The 19151-nt window shown below is 59.9% G+C and carries 10 protein-coding genes and 2 pseudogenes; 4 read left to right on the forward strand and 8 right to left on the reverse strand.

Translation table 11 applies throughout. The features are described from left to right. Window positions 1-207: 207 nt before the first annotated feature. A complete protein-coding gene (locus R3F00_RS04715) occupies window positions 208-2943 on the forward strand; it encodes a multiheme c-type cytochrome (protein WP_371280570.1) in 2736 nt (911 codons plus the stop codon). Window positions 2944-2956: 13 nt separating this feature from the next. Next, complete coding sequence (locus R3F00_RS04720; protein WP_371280571.1) at window positions 2957-4765, forward strand: CRTAC1 family protein; 1809 nt, start codon at window positions 2957-2959, stop codon at window positions 4763-4765. A 31-nt stretch (window positions 4766-4796) separates the two neighbouring features. Here R3F00_RS04720 and R3F00_RS04725 read toward each other — a convergent pair whose 3' ends face one another. Both R3F00_RS04725 and R3F00_RS04730 read right to left on the reverse strand, forming a co-directional pair. Then, a complete protein-coding gene (locus R3F00_RS04725) occupies window positions 4797-8042 on the reverse strand; it encodes an FG-GAP-like repeat-containing protein (protein WP_371280572.1) in 3246 nt (1081 codons plus the stop codon). Between the two features lie 588 nt (window positions 8043-8630). Continuing rightward, on the reverse strand, window positions 8631-9056 hold the full coding sequence (locus tag R3F00_RS04730) for a hypothetical protein (protein ID WP_371280573.1): 426 nt from the start codon (window positions 9054-9056) through the stop codon (window positions 8631-8633). Window positions 9057-9123: 67 nt separating this feature from the next. Between R3F00_RS04730 and istA the strand changes: the two are divergent. Both istA and R3F00_RS04740 read left to right on the forward strand, forming a co-directional pair. Further along, window positions 9124-10637 (forward strand): annotated as a pseudogene (gene istA, locus R3F00_RS04735) (IS21 family transposase). Between the two features lie 135 nt (window positions 10638-10772). Further along, window positions 10773-11423: pseudogene (locus tag R3F00_RS04740) on the forward strand (ATP-binding protein). Between the two features lie 46 nt (window positions 11424-11469). Here R3F00_RS04740 and R3F00_RS04745 read toward each other — a convergent pair. The 6 genes from R3F00_RS04745 to R3F00_RS04770 form a co-directional block, all read right to left on the reverse strand. Next, window positions 11470-11970, reverse strand: coding sequence for a hypothetical protein (locus R3F00_RS04745; RefSeq protein WP_371280574.1), 501 nt, complete (start codon window positions 11968-11970; stop codon window positions 11470-11472). A 581-nt stretch (window positions 11971-12551) separates the two neighbouring features. Next, window positions 12552-15062 carry a DEAD/DEAH box helicase gene (locus R3F00_RS04750; RefSeq protein ID WP_371280575.1) on the reverse strand — a complete coding sequence of 837 codons (2511 nt, stop codon included), beginning with the start codon at window positions 15060-15062 and terminating at the stop codon, window positions 12552-12554. A gap of 1 nt (window position 15063) precedes the next feature. Continuing rightward, on the reverse strand, window positions 15064-16677 hold the full coding sequence (locus R3F00_RS04755; protein WP_371280577.1) for a site-specific DNA-methyltransferase: 1614 nt from the start codon (window positions 16675-16677) through the stop codon (window positions 15064-15066). Between the two features lie 1057 nt (window positions 16678-17734). Next, complete coding sequence (locus tag R3F00_RS04760) at window positions 17735-18208, reverse strand: hypothetical protein (protein ID WP_371280578.1); 474 nt, start codon at window positions 18206-18208, stop codon at window positions 17735-17737. Between the two features lie 22 nt (window positions 18209-18230). After that, window positions 18231-18569 carry a helix-turn-helix transcriptional regulator gene (locus R3F00_RS04765; RefSeq protein WP_371280579.1) on the reverse strand — a complete coding sequence of 113 codons (339 nt, stop codon included), beginning with the start codon at window positions 18567-18569 and terminating at the stop codon, window positions 18231-18233. A gap of 92 nt (window positions 18570-18661) precedes the next feature. Further along, window positions 18662-19141, reverse strand: coding sequence for a hypothetical protein (locus R3F00_RS04770; RefSeq protein WP_371280580.1), 480 nt, complete (start codon window positions 19139-19141; stop codon window positions 18662-18664). Between the last annotated feature and the right edge of the window lie 10 nt (window positions 19142-19151).

Consider the following 19151-nt stretch of genomic DNA (forward strand, 5'->3'; position numbering starts at 1 on the left):
CTGACGATCGCGAAGCTCGAACATTCACAAAGCCGGATCGCGTCCGTTTTGTTCCGCCCCTGTTGTCGCACTATAGTGCCGCACCGCCACGCCGCCGTGTCGGATCCGCGCAGGCGCGGACTGGCTGCGAAACTGGCACCTCTCCTGCAGGAGCCCGTAGTGCGCCGACGGAGAGTCTGCGTGCCCGAACCCAGCCAGGCAGAAACGATGACTCCCAGATCTTCCGAAACGCCAGTTTCCCGTTCGTCGCGAAATGCACGATCCGACGCGCTTCGACCGTGGCAGCGAAACCTGTATCGCTGGATGTTGCTGCCGCTGGGAATCATGGCCGCCAACTCGATCTACCTGCTCGCGTTCACGCGCTACTCGGCGTTCTTCATGAGCATGTTGCTGCTGCATCTCGCACTGGGCCTGCTGCTGACGGTGCCTCTGTTCACGTTTGTCGTCAGCCATGCCAGACGCATGTTCCGCACCCGCAACCGGCGTGCGAAGTGGGCTGGTCTGTCGGTCGCGACCCTGGCAATCCTGATTACCGGATCCGGACTGATCATGACTTTCGATGGGGCGACGATCGAAAACCGGGCGGTGTATCTGACCCACGTACTGGCCTTCCCTGCTGCGATCATTGCCTTCATTCTGCACCGCCGTGCGCATTTCCATCGCATGGCTTTTCGCAGCGTCCTGATTTCCGCCCTGGCAGTGGCCATGTTTCTTGGCGCCATGGCGATCTACCAGTACCTGGAAAAGCCTCCGCAGCGGATCGTCAACCAGGATGGGGACACCCAATACTTCCCGTCCTCCGCCGAAACCTTCGATCAGGGCCTGATCGATCCGGTTCGGCTGTCAAGCAACGAGTACTGCCAGGAATGCCATCCGCGCACCTACGAGCGCTGGGAAAAGAGCGCGCACCGGTTCAGTTCGTTCAACAATCCCTTCTATCGTCGCTCGGTCGAGCTCATGGCGGATCAGGTCGGCCGCGAAAAGACCAAGTGGTGTGCAGGCTGCCACGATCCGGTGGTCCTGTTTTCCGGGAAGATGGGCAAGGCCACCTTGCACGAATTCAGCTATGACGATTTCGAGGCGCAGCAGGGCCTGACCTGCATGTCGTGTCATTCGATCACCCAGATCAAGGATCTGTCCGGAAACGGCTCCTACGTGATCGAGGAGTCGGCCCAGTATCCGTTCGCCTTCAGCGACAACAAGTACCTGCGCGAGGTGAACAAGCTGCTGATTCGCATGGAGCCTTCACTGCATCGAAAGACGTTCATGAAACCGTTCATGCGCACGCCCGAATTCTGCTCCACTTGCCACAAGGTGGCCCTGCTTCCACCGTTCAACGAATACAAGTGGTTGCGTGGTCAGAACCACTATGACAGCTGGCAGGCTTCGGGCGTTTCCGGCGAAGCGGTCGGCTCCTTCTACGACCCGCCGGCGCCCAAGAGTTGTCGCGACTGCCACCTCCCGGAGTTCGCCGCCGAAGAATTCGGCGCTCGCGATGGCAAGCTGCATGACCACGTGTTCCCGGCAGCAAATACGGCGCTCCGGGCGATCGAAGGCGATGCCGAAGGCGAGCAGTTCATCAAGGATTTCCTGATCGGATCGGTCACGGTCGATCTGTTCGCGATCCGTCGCGGCGACCAGGTCTTGCCGATCGGTCCGGAGTTGCCGGTGTTGCATCCCGGCGAAACCGTGATCGTCGAGGTCGTCGTGCGTACGCGACGACTGGGTCATCCCTACACCAACGGCACCGCCGATTCGAACGAGACCTGGGTCTCCTTCAATGCGAAGAACGCGGACCGCACGTTGATGGAAAGTGGCAGCCTGGCGACAGACGGGCGGCTGGACCAGTCCGCCGATCGTCTGAGCCAGTTGATCCTCGATCGCGATTCGAAGCTGATGGATCGGCGTCAACCGGCCGACATCCATGCCACGCTCTACAACAACTTCATTCCACCTGGCGCAGCGCGCGTCGTGCACTACCGGATGAAGGTTCCCGACGACGCCAGCGGCAACATCGCCCTGAAGGCCGGCGTGCACTATCGCAAATTCTCGCGCGACTACACGATCTTTGCACTTGGACCAAATGCACCGGCCTTGCCGGTTACCGACCTTTCACTGGACAGCGTGAGCCTTCCGGTGTCCGATTCCGTGGCGTCGGCTTCCGCCGATGGCGCTGGTCCACGCGCGAATTCCGATCCGCTCTGGCTACGCTGGAACGATTACGGCATCGGATTGTTTCTGCAAGGCGACCTAAAGGGTGCCGGAGCCGCATGGGAGTCGACCGCGAAACTCGCCCCTGACAAACCGGACGGCCCGCTCAATCGCGCCCGCGCCCTGCTCAGGGAGGGCGATTTCGCCGAGGCGGAGCGCGCGCTCGACGAGGCCGAGCAGCGTCGTCCGAGCTGGGCGAAGACGCGCTTCTTCCGGGCGATGCTGGCCAAGGATCGGGGTCAGCTTGAGACCTCGCTGGAGGAACTGCTTGTCGTGGCCAGGCAATTCCCGCGCGATCGTGCAGTCTGGAACCAGGTGGCCCGCGTGCAATTCCTGCTGGGTCGCTACGACGATGCGCTGGAATCGATAGACCGCGTGTTCGCAGTCGATCCGGAAGACCTGACCGCCCACTATACGGCCATGCTGTCGCTCAAGGCGCTCGGCAGAAAGGACGAAGCGGCTGTCGAGGAGCGCTGGTACAAGTACCACAAGGATGACGAAACCGCTGCCGCGGTCATGGCCGAATATCGACGCGATCATCCGTTCGCCAATCGCGAATCCCTGCCGGTGCACTTCCATGACAATGCCGAGCCGGTGGCGGCGCCCGTACCCGACTGGATCGACGAGATCGGACCCAATGGCTACGAGTACAAGGGCACGGTTCCCTACGGCGAAACCACGTTGAAGGATGACCGCCCGCCGACACGGTCCGTGATGCGCAAGAACAACTGACGGAGTGGCGGACTTGTTACTGCAGGCTGCCATCCATGACCCGGGAGAAGACGTGACGCCATCCACCCCGCGCACCTGTGCCATCGCACTGGCAACTCTGTCCGTGCTCGGCCTCGCTGCCTGCAGCGACTCGGTCGAAGACACGCCGCCAGCTCCCATTGTCCCGGTGCAGGAGGCAAAGGCGGCCGCGGTGGATTTTCGTGATGTCAGTGCGACTGCCGGCTTGGACTTCCGCCACGCCAATGGCGCTGTCGGCGACAAATGGATGCCGGAAACCATGGGCGGCGGTGTCGTCATCCTCGACTTCGACAACGATGGTCGCAACGACATCCTGCTGGTCTCCTCGACAACCTGGCCAGGCCCCGCATCTGCTTCGATCGCGGAGTCGCCGAGCTCGCTGGCGCTGTTCCGCAATGACGGCAATGGCGAAGACGGCGTGCCACGGTTCAGCAACGTGAGCAGGCAGGCAGGGCTGGAGCGGGCGCTCTATGCCATGGGGGGTACCAGTGGCGACTTCGACAATGACGGCTGGACGGATCTCTACGTCACTGGTCTCAGTGCCTACGGAGGCAACCGCTTGCTGCGCAACGACCACGGGCGCTTCCTTGACGTCACCGCCGACGCTGGCATCGACGTACCAGGCTGGGGCACGTCGGCGGCATTCTTCGACTACGATGCCGATGGCAAGCTTGATCTTTTCGTGGCGCGCTACGTCGAATGGTCGCCGGATGCCGACCTCTTTTGTGCACTGGATGGCAGCAACAAGAGCTACTGCACGCCGGAACGCTACAGCGAAACGAGTTCTCGGCTTTTCCATAACCTGGGCGATGGCCGCTTCGAGGACGTGTCGGAGGCCTCGAACATAGCCAGTGCGAGGGCCAAGGCGCTCGGCGTGGCACCCTGGGACTACAACGGCGACGGTCGCGTCGATCTTGCCGTTTCCAACGACACGACACCGAACAACCTGTTCCGCAATGAAGGCGATGGCACGTTCACCGATGTCGCCCTCGAGAGTGGCATCGCCGTTGACGAGGCGGGACGATCGCGTGGCGCGATGGGCATCGACTGGGCCGACGCGTTCGCCGGCGGGTCGACGCTTGCGATCGGCAATTTCTCGAACGAGGCCAAGAGTTTCTACTGGACCGAAGTCGGCGACGTGTTTCTCGACCGGTCGATGTCGGCCGGTGTCGCCCGCAGCTCATTCCTCGATCTCACCTTCGGTGTGTTCTTTTTCGACTACGACTTCGATGGACACCCCGACCTGCTGTTCTGCAACGGCCATGTCGAAAACAGCGTGCAGGAAGTGCAGAAGCAGGTGAGCTTCCGCCAGGCCCCTGCTCTGTACTGGAACAACGGCGACGGACTCATGTCGAACGCGAGCGCACAGGTCGGTACCGACTTTGCCGCGCCCCTGGTCTGTCGCGGCTCGGCCTATGCCGATCTCGACGGAGACGGGGACCTCGATATCGTGCTGGTCGAGAACGACGGTCCGGCTCATCTGTACCTCAACGAACTCGAAAATCCCGCCGACAAGGTCGTGCGCATCGAATTCGCGGGCGATGGCGTGAGCGTCAACCGAAGTGCGTTTGGTACGAGGGTGATGGCGACCATAAACGGCAAGGCGCGCACTGAACAGGTTCGTTCCGCGCGCTCGTATGTCTCGGCGTCCGAGCCCGCCGTGAGCTTCGGTCTCGGTGATTCCGAGGCAATCGAACGCATTGAAGTCACCTGGCCCGACGGCTCGAAGCAGCAGGCTTCGAATCTCGCTCCCGGACGCTACCGCTGGGTGATCCGGCAAGCACCGCTGCGTGACGGCCCCTGAGGCGAAGGGCGCAACGCCGGATCCGGCTCGATCAGCGCAAGGGCGGCCCGCCATGGTCGCGAACGCGGGACATGAATTCGGCGGGCGTGACTTCTCGCATGGTCCACAGTTCATGCGCGCGTGCGGCGTTGTCTGGTAGCGACTCGCTGGCGGGATAGGGATAACTGCTCATGGCATGGAATGGATACGGAGCGATCGTGGTACCGGTCACGGTGTTCTTGTCGAAGTCCTTGTCCCAGCCGTCGGACACGAGCACCCAGTCGCGGACCCAGCCATCGGGCAAGGGCGGCAGCTGTCCTGCATCGAACTCCAGGCGAATGGCGTCGCCGCCGACGAACACGACCAGTTCGTCGTCCGTATCGCGAAGCAGCGAGGTAACGTCGCCGTAGCGCGTCGCCCTGCCCGGGATATCCATCCAGTGCGGCGCGGTGTCGACACTGTCATGGTCGAACAGCTCGGGACCGTTGGGTGTTTCACGATAGCCACGCGAAAATCCGCGCCATGCCAGCGTCGCCCTGGCCGGTGCCAGTTCGGTCCAGTGCGTCGGCACAGGCGGATCATCCACGGTTGCGTAGACCTGATCCCACCAGATTTCGAGGCTCGTGCGGATGCGAACGCGCGGATCCTCGGTGTTCAACAGCCCGGTCAGATCCAGCGGCATGATCTTGGTCTTGCCGGCCGGAAAACCCATCGACGGCATGACCGTTCGCCAGCCGCCCGCGCCATCCGGCACCTCGAGAACGGGCGCCTCGGCACGGATGTCCGAGCGCTGCGACAACGACACATTGATCGAAGTGTCCGAGTAGAAGATCCAGCCAACGAAATAGAGCATGACCGATTGCCCTTCGCTGACCGGGCCGAGATCGAGGACCAGCTCGTGTGGTGTGCGCACGCCCTGGTAGGCGGTCGGCTTGCCCGGCTCCACATAATCCCCATCTGCGTGCATGAGCAGCGAGGTCGCGTCGACGCCATCGGCAAAGGCGGCGCGCAGCGGCCGCGGATTTGCGACGGTAAACAGCTTTTTCTCGGTCGGCACCGGAATCATGCGCTCGTTCGGCACCACGCCTGTACCCGCCGGATGGTCGACCGCCGCGAGGTGGACCATGTCCAGGTAGACGGCCTCCCAGAGCTCCTCGGTGTAATCCAGGTGCAGGCGTCCGTTGGCATCCGGCGCGAGCTGATCGGGGCCCAGCAGCAGCCATTCGCGCGGATCGGCACCGGCCAGATTGACGCCATCGTAGAGCAGACCGATCGGCGCACGGCCGAGCGCGTCGGAAACGAAGCTCCACTCGCCACTGGCTCCGTTCATGGCGTAAACGAACGGGCAGGAACCTTTCAGGCGCTGCACTTCGACAACCGTTGCCTTGCCCGCCTGGTCAAACAGGTTCTGCGGCACCCCATTGGTCCAAAGGCTGCGCAGGACATCGACCCGGGTGTGCCGACCGAGCCCGAAGTGCGTCGGAAGCACCGACACGGTCCGTACCGCATAGAGATCGCCGGCCTTGATCTCGACCAGCGAGCCGACCCCGCGCCGATTGACCTTCTGGCTTGCAACGGGAAGACCCTGCAGCTCGACGTCGAGCCAGCCATTGGCATTGCCTCCGACGTTGGCGTACCCGCGCGATTGCCCTTTCGCATCGACAAGCAGGTCGAGATCGCCATCGGTATCGAAATCGATGGCAACCAGCTCATCGATGCGACCGACGCCCTTCGGTGCGATGTTCCAGGTCGTGAACGTGCGCAACCCCGCGTTGCGGAACAACAGCAATCCCGCCTTGCCGCCGAAGGCGATATCGAGGAAACCGTCGTTGTCGAAATCCGCAATCGCAACCCGGCTCAGTCCGGACTTCGCCGTCAGGCTGGCCAGATCGCCACCTGCTGTGCGCTCGAAACTGCCGTCGCCCTTGTTGATCAACAGCACCGCGCCCTCGCTGGCCGCCACGACAAGGTCAGGCCAGCCATCGGTGTCGAGATCGGCCGCCGCGACATCCCGCACCCTGGCCACGCCCAGATCAATCGACTCGAAGCGCCCCTGTCGCAGATTGCTGCGAATCACCAGTGACCCCTTCGCGGTCGCCGAGACGAGATCGAGATCCCCATCGCGGTCAAGGTCGTCGACGAAAACCCGAGCACTCGTGAATCCCGCCTCACCGGTTGCGGCAGTCACGTCGGTCCAGCTGCCGTCCAGATTGTTGCGCAACAGCTTGTCCGGGATTTCCGCCCCGTACAGATAGACATCGAGGTCGCCGTCGTTGTCGAAGTCGATGAACGCGATTCCGCCAAAGGGCTTGGGCACGGCGTAGGTGTCGGCTTCGCCGCGGTTTCTGAAGTCGGTTCGACGCAGCAAGCCCTGTGCAGTCGGGTTTCCTTCAATCGTCGGGCGCGGCTCGAACGTGACCGCAATCGGCTTGCCGGCACCGGGGCGCAACGAGGCTTCGAATCCGGAACCGAACGAGGTCAATGGCATACCGATGACCTCGGTGTACACCTCGGCCAGCGAGGCCAGGTAGCGATCGCTGACACGCAGCAGGTTCTCGACGACGCGCAGCCTGGCAATCGCCTCCTTCATGTCACCCGCCTGCAACGCCCTGGTGCTCTGGGCGAGATAACCGCCAAGCTTGGCATCGACCGGCGCCAGTACGGATTCAATCGTGGCCAGCGTGGCCGACGCTTCATCCTTTTCCGCACGTTCGAGCTGCAGCATCGCCAGCCTGAACAGGGCCGGGAGATTGGCGGGAGACACGCCGAGAATTTCACCCAGATATTGCCGGCGGATCCTGGCATCGGGATCGGCCTGCGCGTCATTGTCGGCAGAGCGAATCCAGCGCCACCTTGCTTCCAGATGGCCTGAAGAGGCCCTGGCTGCATTCGCCAGCGCCTCGCGCGCAGCCACTTCGTTCGCCTTTGCCGTCTCGATGGCAGCGCGAATCATCAGGATGTCCGATCGATCCGGTGACAGTGCGGAAGCCTTGGCCAGCAGTGAATCGGCCGCAGCCGTGTCGCCGCTTCTGAGTGCCGCGACCGCTTCGTTGGCACTCGGCAACGGATCGTCGCTCACGAGTACTGCCAGCCTGGCGAAGGTTTGCCTGGCTTCCGCGTTCCTGTCTTCCTCGAGATAGGCGAGCCCCAGGTTTTTCAGACTCAGGATTTCGGCGTTGTCTGTCGATACCGAAGAATCGCCGGCAAAGGCAGATGCCTGAAATGCCGAGATCAGCAGCACAACGGCGGGCAAGGTGAGCAGGTGGAGCAGACCACTTCGAAATGCAGACAAGGTCATGCGGAAATCCATGCAAGGGAAACGTCGATCTTGTTGAGCTTGCAGCGGCTCGAGAACATACGACTTCCTCGACGCTGCGGCGCCCCATGCCCATCATGCCATTCCGTGGACACTCCGTTCATGCGAGCCGGCCTGGCGCCCGGACCCGCCGCCCGATACATGTCACGTGCCCAGCAGGTTTGCGCCAGCGCACGTTGCGGCGCTTCTCGAAAAACCAACGCACGCAGAGAGGCGATGCCAGGCAGCAGCCCTGTTGCGCAGCAATAGTCCAGTACGCCATCAGCGCGTGGAGGTTGGTAGATGGCCACAACCTGCCCGATCTGCCGGAGTCGGAAATTCACGCAAAAAACCCGCAATGGCTGCGGGTTGAGTGACTTGTCCGGATTGGGCACTGCGCCTCAAACCGATTCTGGTGCGGCACCCGGATTCGAATAATAATCCTAACCGCATGATTTTAAACGTAATATCGGAGACGGAAACGCGAACATGCCCCCAAATATTCCCCCAAAGACCGCGGCTCCCTTGGGTGGCGGCAAGATACAAAGGCAGGCAAGTTTGGCTGAACGATGCGGATCAGGTTGAATCAACCTAAGATCCGGCGTTCTGCCTGTCGAACGCGTCAAAAACATCGCTGTCGTAGAGGCTCGCACTTACGATGTCACATATTGGAACGACTTTCGAAGCCGGTAGCTCTTTTCCTTTTACGGAATCGGCATCGAATGCCTTGGAATAGTCATCTGTGAAGGTTACCCGCAAATTATCTTTGTCTCTATAGCCGCTTTTGATTACTGCGATGTTGATATAGGCCATACTCCCCAACGCCAACGAAGGCATCCTGTAGAGGAAACCCACATAAATCTTTCTGTCCTTCATGCTCAAGAGAAGAGGTATGGGCCGCAACTTCCCGTCCTCGATTTCACTGACGACCTTCCAATACGTCTTCTTTCCATCTCTCGAAGCTAGTAGATTGCTGATGTCCATCCAGAACTGACCCACTTGGCGGGGTAATTTCATCAAAATTGACCCACCTGATTTCACTACCTGATCATTTTGTGCTCAGGGGACTTCGGAAGTGATCACAGTGGGCATGTTGGCCAAGATTCGGCGGATGTACTTCCGCGACAAGCTGTCGTTGCGCGAGATTGCCAAGCACAACGGTATCTCTCGCAATACCCTGAGGCGCTGGTTGCGCCAGGAAGACGCTGAACCGGTGTATCCGGCGCGGGCTGACCGAGCATCCTTGATCCGCCCGCGAGCGCTTGAGGCGTGGCTGAGCGCCGACCGGCACCGGCCCAAGCGGGATCGACGCACCGCACGGGTGATGTTTCAACACTTGCAGGCACAAGGCTATCCAGGTAGGTATGGCCGGGTCGCGACCACGGACCCGCCGTTGGCACGCCGAGGGCGGCGCCACGCGGCATCGTTCGGCGTTTGTGCCGTTGCGCTTTGAGCCGGGCGATGCATTCCAGTTCGACTGGAGTTGCGAGTACGCCGTCATCGGTGGCGTGCGCAGGCGCCTGGAGGTCGCTCACGCGAAGTTGGCCGCGAGCCGGGCCTTCCTGCTGGTCGCCTATCCGATGCAAAGCCACGAGATGCTGTTCGATGCGCCGGCGCGCCTTTGCTGCGTTTGGTGGCGTGCCGCGTCGTGGCATCTACGACAGCATGAAGACGGCGGTTGATCGGGTCGGCCGCGGCAAGGAACGCACGGTCAATGCGCGCTTCCTGGCCATGTGCAGGCACTACCTCTCTTCGAACCGGGGACTCTGAAATCGTGCCGCGGGTTGGGAGAAGGGTGTCGTCGAGAAGAACGTGCAGGATCGCCGCCGTCAGTTATGGACGAAGCCGGCCAGCGGCACTGGCCGACGTTGGCCGATCTGAACGCCTGGCTGACGAGCGAGTGCCATTGGGATGTCATGACCCATCCGGACTGCCCGGACCTCACGATCGCCGAGGTCTGGCAGAACGAGCAACCCAGTTCATGCCCAACCCGGCGCCATTTGATGGCTACATCGAGCAGCCGGTCCGGGTCTCGGCCACGGCGTGATCCACTTCCGGCGCAATCGCTACAGCGTGCCCACCGAAGCGGTCCGCAAGGTCATCAACCTGCATGTCTATCCCACCGAACTGGTGCTGGTGGCCGAGGGCAAGGTGCTGGCGCGACATGCCCGCTGCTTCGAGCGCTATCCAGACTCACTACCTGGCAGCACTACATTCCGCTCGTGCGGCGCAAGCCGGGGCGCACTGCGCGATGGCGCACCGTTTGCCGAGATGCCAGCACCATTACGCTCCCTGCAACATCATCTGTTGCGCCGACCTGGCGGTGACCGAGTCATGGCCCAAGTGCTTGCCGCCGTGCCGGTACACGGACTGGAGGCCGTGTTGATGGCGGTGGAACTGTGTTGGCATCCGGCGCACCGAATGGCGAACTACGTCATCGCGTGCTGCTGGCTTGCTGCGACTGGGCGAACCGGTCCTGCCGCGGGAAAGTATCGCTACAACACTCACCTGGCCCAAGAGCCTCAGGCCAACGTGAATCGCTACCACGACGCCCTGCGATCTGCGCAAGCCCAGAGTGCGTCATGGCCATTGAACTGATCGCGCGCCTGCGTCAGATGAAGTTGCACGGCATGGCCTCGGCCTGGCCGGAACTGGTAGCCAAAGCCGCCAGCGCGAACTGGATCCGGGCGCTGGCTCGCGGGAGTTCTTGCCGCCGAGAGTGCCGAACGGGAAGTGAAGGCAAGCCAATCAGATGACGCGCACTTCCCGGCACACCAGGATCTGGTCGGCTTCGACTTCACCGAGGCCCACGTCGACGAAGCGCTGGTGCGTCGCCTGCATGAATGTGCGTTCCTGGACAGCGCGCAGAACGTGGTGCTGATCGGTGGCCCGGGATCAGGCAAGACTCATCTGGCCACCGCTATCGGTATCGAAGCCATCCAGCACCATCATCGTCGCGTGCGCTTCCTGTCGACCGTTGAGCTGGTCAACACACCTGGAACAAGAAGGCCGCGGGTCGCCAGGGCAAGATCGCCCAGCGGTGAGCTATGCCGATCTGGTCATCCTCGATGAACTCGGCTACTGCCGTTAGTCAGGCAGGCGGTGCCTGCTTTATTCCACTTACTCTCAACCCTGTACGAACGCACCAGCGTCATCATCACCACCAACCTGAGCTTCACCGAATGGGCCAGCGTGTTCGGCGATGCCAAGATGACCACTACCTTGCTCGACCGACTGACCCATCACTGCCATATCGTGGAGACCGGAAACGAATCCTGGCGATTCAAGAACAGTTCCGCAGCTACCACACCGCGAAGGCGAAGCAGTCCATCCAAAACAGGAGAGAAGAAGACAAACCAGAACGACTTATCCACAACCGAGTAGCTACTACCGACCGAGGGTGAGTCCAGTTTTCGATGAAAACCCCGGGTCAGTTTTGCGTGGAAATCAACACTAGTAGATCGCCGACATAAGGAATTAGCCAGATCAAACGTGTAAAAATCTCTCCATGCAAGGAACGGAATTTTCGGTTTTCTATAGGCATGACGCCGCTAAAGCTGAGGTAAAGTAGCGACTCAAATTGATTGAGCATGCCCTTACCATATAGCCAGAACCCTGCCTCTCGTTCGGGCCATGCTTTATTGGTAAGCCAAGTAAGAATCACGCTTATGCCGAGCGCCAGGAATGCCGTTCCAATACCTGGGTAGTCCAATAGTGAGTGGATGAACCCAAAGAGATAGGCGCCCAACGAAAATTTCGACAGAAGCACGACAATTACGCGCGAGACTGTCGCTAGTAATACACCCAAGAAAGCCGAAGCGAACAGCAGCTGTTCCTTGGATTGGCGGGAAGACCAATAAATCGCGCAGTTCGCGTAGACGAGAAATATGTAGCCGCCCAATAGCGGCAATATCAACTGATTGAAGGGCATTTCCCTTCGCCCCTTCTTCGTCGAACGGTTACTTGCGAGCCTTCTTCTCCGGCCCTCGATTTCTCACCGCTGCACGTTGGTCTACACCGCCAGCGTTACTTCCCAGCTTCTGGACCAGATCCCGACCGCCTTTCGATTCGAAAAAAAGCCACCAGAATCGAGCGAACACCCGATCGGCTCAAGCTCCCGTAGGTTGCCTTGCTGAGTTGTTCAGTCGTAAGCAATTTTTCGACTAACGCGTTGTCAGCCATGATTGCACACTCCGTTGGCTTCGTATGTTTGACCGCATTGCGCGGCGACAAGATGCGAATCGCTTCACTCGCACGTTGTACAGAGTAGTCTGCCCTTATCTACCGCAGGAGTCCACCTTTCCGGCACCTCCCTAAGCCATTGTTCATACTCATATTTTTCAGCATGACGAGTAACGGGCGGATCGTTCGGACTACTCACAGCAGACCCGGCTGACAAATCGAGCTTATCGATACGATCTACCTAACCTTGGCTATCGCGGTATCACAAACCGAGTCGACTCGTCTTTCGCCCGATAGCTCCAGTCGGAAGTGTCTTAACTGTCGCATCAATCACACATATCGCAGTCGTTCAACAGCAAACGCACCATCGGAGCTGATCTTGTCTCCCAGCTTGCGTAGATGGTGGAACGTAGATTGTCCACGCTCACGCCCGACCATGAACACAGGGCCGTAGTCAGTATGGCGGGCCGTGGCCTTCTCGACTTCCTCGGATTTACCCCAGAATTGCTGGCCTTTCACTTCAAGCAAGGCAATGCCACCGGGTGTTTCTCGTTCGGCCAAGCTCACCACGAAGTCAGGGAAAAAGCCCTCTCCCTCGTCCCACCTATACAGGCCTATCGCTTCTGGCTTTCGATGGTCGGATGGGTTGCGGTGCCACCAGCGCACCAGTGGGCTGGCGTCGAGCAACTTAGCTACAGCTTGTTCATCTTCGTTCAATCCTTGAGGAACCACGCCATACAGCGCGCGGCGTGCGGGCTCCAACCGCAGATCGCTCTGCAATTCCGATAGCAGTGGCGCGTCCACATCGACGACCTGATCGTGCCGCATTCGTCGATAAGCAATCTTCAACAGGTCGGGGTGCCGCACCAGTACCAAATCGAGCTGCTGCATCAGTGCCTCTTCGTCAGAAGGCGCCTGCGAACCAGCCTGTTCGATCGCCTTGCGAAAGCGCTCAAGCAGCCGATGGGCCAATTCGCGGTCGTTGGATTCCCTCAGCTTCAGGCGAATCTGTTCCGCTCTGTCAGCCACCGCTTCCGGGGCGAGATCGGCAAACAAATCCGCACCGTCTTCGCCGACATGACCGCCCTCGAACAGATCGCGCTCGTCTCGGCTGACCAATGCGCGCGAACGCGTGCGGCTGTTCAAAACTTCGCCGGTAAAGTCGACGAAGTCGACAAGGCGCGCCTCGAAATCCGATGCTGCGGCGGGCAAGCGTTCGCCGCGCAACACTGCGGGGCTCTCGGCTCGGCGCGGATAGCGATGCAGAGTTTCGCGAGTCAGGGTCAGCAGTGCAGGTGAGAACGCGGACGGAACTATTGGTTGACTGCCGATCTCCCCTCCAGCCATGTGCAAGAGGTCGCGCGCCGCCGGAATCCACAACTCGCGCTCGCTGCCAGCGAGGCCACCATTGCCATCTTTGAGCGCATCGTCTGGCCCAGAGAAAGCAGTGCCCTGAGTCTGCACATCGTGAGGTGTCACCAGCAAAGACAGGGGCTCGCCGCTACGTGCAATTTGAACCTGTGCGGTATCGCCGATAACAGTAATTACGGTCTGCGTGCCGACTTCCGGTGCGCGCGTTGTCAACGCGTTGATCTGTGCACCCGCGTCTAGCAGACCTTCCTGCGACTCCGAATTGGCAAGAAATACGTAGCCCTGATTTAGCATCTCCGGCAAGTCATCGCGCTCTTGCAGCAAAGCGTGACGGCGCACAATGCGACCGATCACTTGCACGCCGAACGCTGCATCTCGCGTGCCGCGCAAGGCAGCAAGGGTAAAAGCGCGCGGTGCATCAAAACCTAGCGCCACCGCCATCTTGAATATCAGCACTTCGACCGAGGGGTCGTTCGCTAGGGCGATCAGGTCCGGGTCCGGCTCGGCGGCGGTATGAACGCGCACCGCGCTTTCAGAAAACTTGAGCACGTCGATCAGATACTCGCGTGCGTCGTTTTGCGCTTGTTTGCCATCAGGCACTTGAACCAGCATCAGCGGAGTCAAGTGCACGCCAGCTGTTCTCAGTTCGCTCTGGATGCGCCTGTGCATCGTTGTGCATTCACGCAATGCTAGATGTTCGAAATCAATCAACTGGCTGGCATTGTCATCGCGAGCGACAAAACGAACTGTGCGGACGCCGCGTTTGAGAAGTCGCGCTTCCACCGCGTCGAAACGGCTCACGGATGCCCAATCAGCTGGCTCGCCGATGCGGTAGCCCGTATCGCGCTCGAATGCCAACGCGTCCTGGTCGCGCGGGGTCGCCGTCATCATCAAAGCGTAATCCGGTTTCAACACTTCGCTGAAAAAAGCGCGCGCCTGCGCCGCCTTGTGGAAACCGTGATGAGCCTCGTCAACCACGCAGCCGATGCGAACACCTTCGGCGCGCGCCTGCTCGATCAGCGCATCCAGTGATTGACCATCGTCGCCCTTGCTACGCGCACGCCGGCTGTCGGCGTTACGTGCGGCAACCGAGCCCCAAGTGGTGACAAACACGCCACCGCCATCCACCGCGCCAAGGCGGCGGTCGCTATCCAGATCGAGCATACGCAGCGAGGGCGCGTGTGCGGCAATCACGGCGCGGGATTGCTCCACCAGTCCAGCAAACGGCGCAAACCAGAACCACAGCACGCGCTGACCTTTGCTGAAGCGAGCCAGCGCCTCCACCGCAATGATCGTTTTGCCGGCACCTGTCGGCGCTTGCAAAACGATCGCGCCATCGCGCTGGCGCGCCTCATCAAGCACCCGCTCGGGCATTTGGCGCATGCCTTCGTAGAGCGCGCGCACATTGTCGAAGCGGGCGACGATGCCGGTGCAGACTTCTTCCTGGAATGTCTTGAGATTGATCGGCATGTCAGCGTCCAAAACGTGCGCGTAGCGCTTGCGGGATGGGTTGCCAGTCGGCCTGCGGCGCGAGGTCGCGCACGCGTTCTGGCGACCAGCAATAAATCGTTGCGGGCTGATCGATCTCGGCCAGCCAGTCGCGCAGGCGGTTCACATGGGCCTCGCGGAAATCAGCCAGATAGGCGAGTGCGCCATCGGCAGCAAATCCCTTACCCGACCACGGCGACAGCGGCCGATCATGGATCAACTGCAACGCAGTCCAGATCTCGGCGTGTTCAAGTTTCAAGCTCAAGCGATGCGGCGGAATGCGCCGCGCGCGCAAGTAGGCAAAATCGCCGCCGAGTCCGGCCACGGCCTCGCCTTTCGTATTCGTGTAACCGCCCATCACGCGACGCACGCGCTCAGCGCAGACATCGCGGCACAGATTCTTGTCGGGTTGATCCTCACTGGCCTCGGTGCTGCTGACCAAGATGAAGCGGCGCTCGGCGCCGTCTTCTTTGTTGAGGTTAGCCACGGCTTGGGCCAGCGTACCCGAGCCGGCGAAGAAATCGAGAATCGTATCGCCTGGATTGCTGGCGATGCGCAAGATACGCTCCATCAGTTGCACTGGCTTGGGTGTTGAAAACACGTCGCTAGAGGATTCGAAACGCAGCACATCGAGCAGCTGCTTTTTCGCATCTTGGGTGTGGCCCACTTCGCCGTAGGTCCACAAAGTTTGTGGAACGACGCCTTGCTTTACTTCGGACAGGAAGCGTTTGACAGCAGGAATATTGTTGTCGCTTTTCCCCCACCAAATACGATTATCTGCATCGAGTTCTTTGAATTTTCTTTCCGAAACCACCCAATATCGTCCGGATGGTGGTCCTGCAATCTGTCGTCCAGAAGGCGTCACAATCGGGTACGTGCCATCACCATAGTAGTTGCGAGCTGACATATCGCTTGCTTTCCAATGGCCACGCGGATCGTTGTCCGGATTCTTATACGCGCTGTCTTGCGCCGCATTCCGTGGCAGCGAATTTGGGTGCCACCCCTCTCGATTGCGTGCATAAACGACGATGTATTCGTGGTCGTCGGAAAAATGTTGCGCAGAGTTCTTGGGTGAATACACCTTCTGCCAGATCACATTGGCAATAAAGTTCCCTTCGCCAAACACCTCATCCATCAACAAGCCGAGTCGAAACAATTCGTTGTCATCAATGCTGACGAAAATCACGCCGTCGTCGGCGAGCAGATCCTTGGCCAAGCGCAGCCGCTTGTACATGAACTCCAGCCACAGCGAATGGCGGAATCGGTGGCTCTTGTCGATGAAGCGATCGTTGTAGACGAAATCGCGATTGCCGGTGTTGTACGGCGGGTCGATATAGATGCAGCGGATGGCGCCCGCGTGGCTCATGCGCAGGGCACGCAGGGCATCGTAGTTGTCGCCTTCGATGATCAGGTTGTGCCAAGGTGCATCGCCGTGGCTGAGTGACGGGTCGAGTTCTAACGCAACGTAGTCGTCGTTGATCGCGGCGTCTGGGTCGATGTCATCCCTTTCCCACACCAGGCCAAGTTGACGCTCGGTATCGCGGCGGGTCAGCAGGCGGATCAATTGCTCCTTGCTCAGATCGTCGTACTTCGACACTCCACACTCCTCTTGACCGCGGCGCCGCCGGTATGGCGCTACATTAGACCAGATGTAACCTGAAACTTTCAGCCAGCCGGGTCCCGCGCTGCCATGCGGGCTTAGATTCATCCGGCTCGATTAAACAGAGGGTCGGCTTCTGGCCTTGTACTCGCCACAGTTGGGTCAGAGGAACAGATTGTGGTACCTCGCCATGAACGCTGACAGGGCCTCGTCGCGGAATTGCTCCTCTCGGCACCAGGCGTCGAATAGGCGCTCATATGTGGCGCTCCGCATTCCCTTGCTTCGTTTCGGAAACTCGTCAATATCTTGCCCCAGCTTGCGTAGGATCTTATGCGTCCGACCCCAGCTCCTGTCCAGAAAGTCGTTGGACTGGGACTGATACTTCAGGCGCAGACACTTGCGGCAGCCGGGAACGTTTGCGAGATAGACGATTGCGACGCGACGCCGGCAGCGTGGGCAAGTAAACCATTCACGCGTTCCGCCGAAGTGGCAGAGGGACTTCCAAAGGTCCAGTACAACGTGTCTGGGATCTCCGTTGCGGTTGTAGTCGAGATGGACGGAGTAGCTGTCTGGGACCCGTATGCCAATGGTGCCCGCGTGCTCGCCGTCCCGGCTCCACGTCCAGGAAAACGAGGCGCCTGCATTTAGGAGTCCACGGCGGTGCAAGTCGCGAACGTCCAAGCGCAAATAGTGCGATGTCTTTGCGTGGGAGGCGGGTCGTCCGGCACCCCATCGAAAACCGCCACGGCTCATGATCGAGATTCCACGGAAAACGAAATCATTAGGCTAACTCGTGCTTTTCAGGTGGAATTGCGCCGCCCATCTTTGTGGCATCGGCTCGAAACATTGGCCCGAAGCAGAACCCGAAATGCGCCCATGCGGTGGTAACTCTTTTAAGGTATGCAGTGACTGCACAAGGGACCCGCAGAAAACCCCTCTGACTTGTGCACTGAATGATGCAGTCGTGGGTTGCTTATGCAGTGACTGCACTAGCGCGACCGTTGCTAGGTCAGTGACTGCATCGGCATTGTGCAGTGAGTGCACTGGCATTTTTTTATGCTGCCATGGCTTCAAGCCTTGTTTGGCTTCGTCTTCTGCGTTTCGGTTCCGGCAGCTGAAAATCAGGGATTCCGTCGCGTTTCCAAGCGTTCGACGGAGTGAGGGTGGGCCGGATTTCCAGGTCATGCCCTCGCTTCTCGTCGATCTTGCGAAAGGTGAAGGCGAACAGGTTCGGCTTGTTCAGTCCGCCCTGTTGTGTACGGACAATGATTCGATAGTGCTCTAGCTCCAGCATTGCGGCTCTGAGCGTGTTCGAGGAATTCCAGCCCATGTCCTTCATCAGAGACCACGAACAGCACAGATAGCCATTGTTGAAGCCCGTGTATTGTGTTCCCAGGTCCAGAACGAGCTTGTTTGAATGCGGGCTCAGACGTCGGAAGTTCAGGTGACGAATGAGCGTCAGGGGGATCGCAAACGAGGCGCCTCCATCGAGCTCCTTCCATTGGCCCTTGTCCTTTTTTCTGGTCATTGACGTGCTTTCGCGTGCGCGACTATTCGCCGTCCCCCGCGTTTCTCTCCTCGGTCTTTCGGGTGGTGGCGCGCATTCTGCTGCTCTCCCAGTCAGGAGTCGCGAGAATGGACGAATTTCCACGCAATCCGCCCTTATGGGCGTCGCGCGCCGCAATCCTGGCTTCGCACCATTCCGTTACCTCATGCTCCAGCCATGCGCTAGCTCGCTGCCCAAGCTTGACTGGCACCGGAAAAGATGGCGGGTCGGCAGCTATGCGCCGATAGATTTCCGAGCCGGAAAGACTTGTACGAAAGCGAACTTCTGGCAGCTTCAGGAGTACCAGCGGCAAACCTGATTCGGATTCCCTGCGGTTTTTCATGCGACCTCACAAGATGCCCTGCGATGATTTGGGCTCAGTGGGTCCATTCTGATCGGGCGGATCGGGCTTTTCGACCTCAAAAAGTGGCGCGACTATTTGAAGTAACCCTGCTTTTCCATCGCTTCAATTGCTTCATCAATCGGCTTCTTCATTTCACGGTATCTCGCCCACGCGCGTTCAATCCCTGATTCAGACATATTGAATTTCGATGCAGCCAACGCGAACGCACCATCCGATCGGCTAGATTTCAGCGGCAGCCCCTCTTTCCTTCTCGCCTCCAGAAAGAGGCCTATCTTGACGGCTCGTCCGCCCATGTTGGATCCGGGACGCGCCTTTGGTGGAACGAGTCCCAGAGCCGCACCCGCACAATTTGGGCTGGCTATTGCGAGTTCGAGCGCGCCCGCGAGAAATTCTCGGACCGGCTGAGAAATCTCCGCGCCAGATCTAAGCGCCGCAATCACGCGACTCATCAGCCACTCCGCACTGCGAACATTGCGCATTTTTGCTCCCTCGATAAGCAAGTCCTCGATTGCTACGCCACGGGTCTTCAACTGCTTTGATTTCGCTTGCACTTCCAATCCT

Source organism: Dokdonella sp. (assembly GCF_041395345.1).
In the GTDB taxonomy this organism is placed as follows: domain Bacteria; phylum Pseudomonadota; class Gammaproteobacteria; order Xanthomonadales; family Rhodanobacteraceae; genus Dokdonella.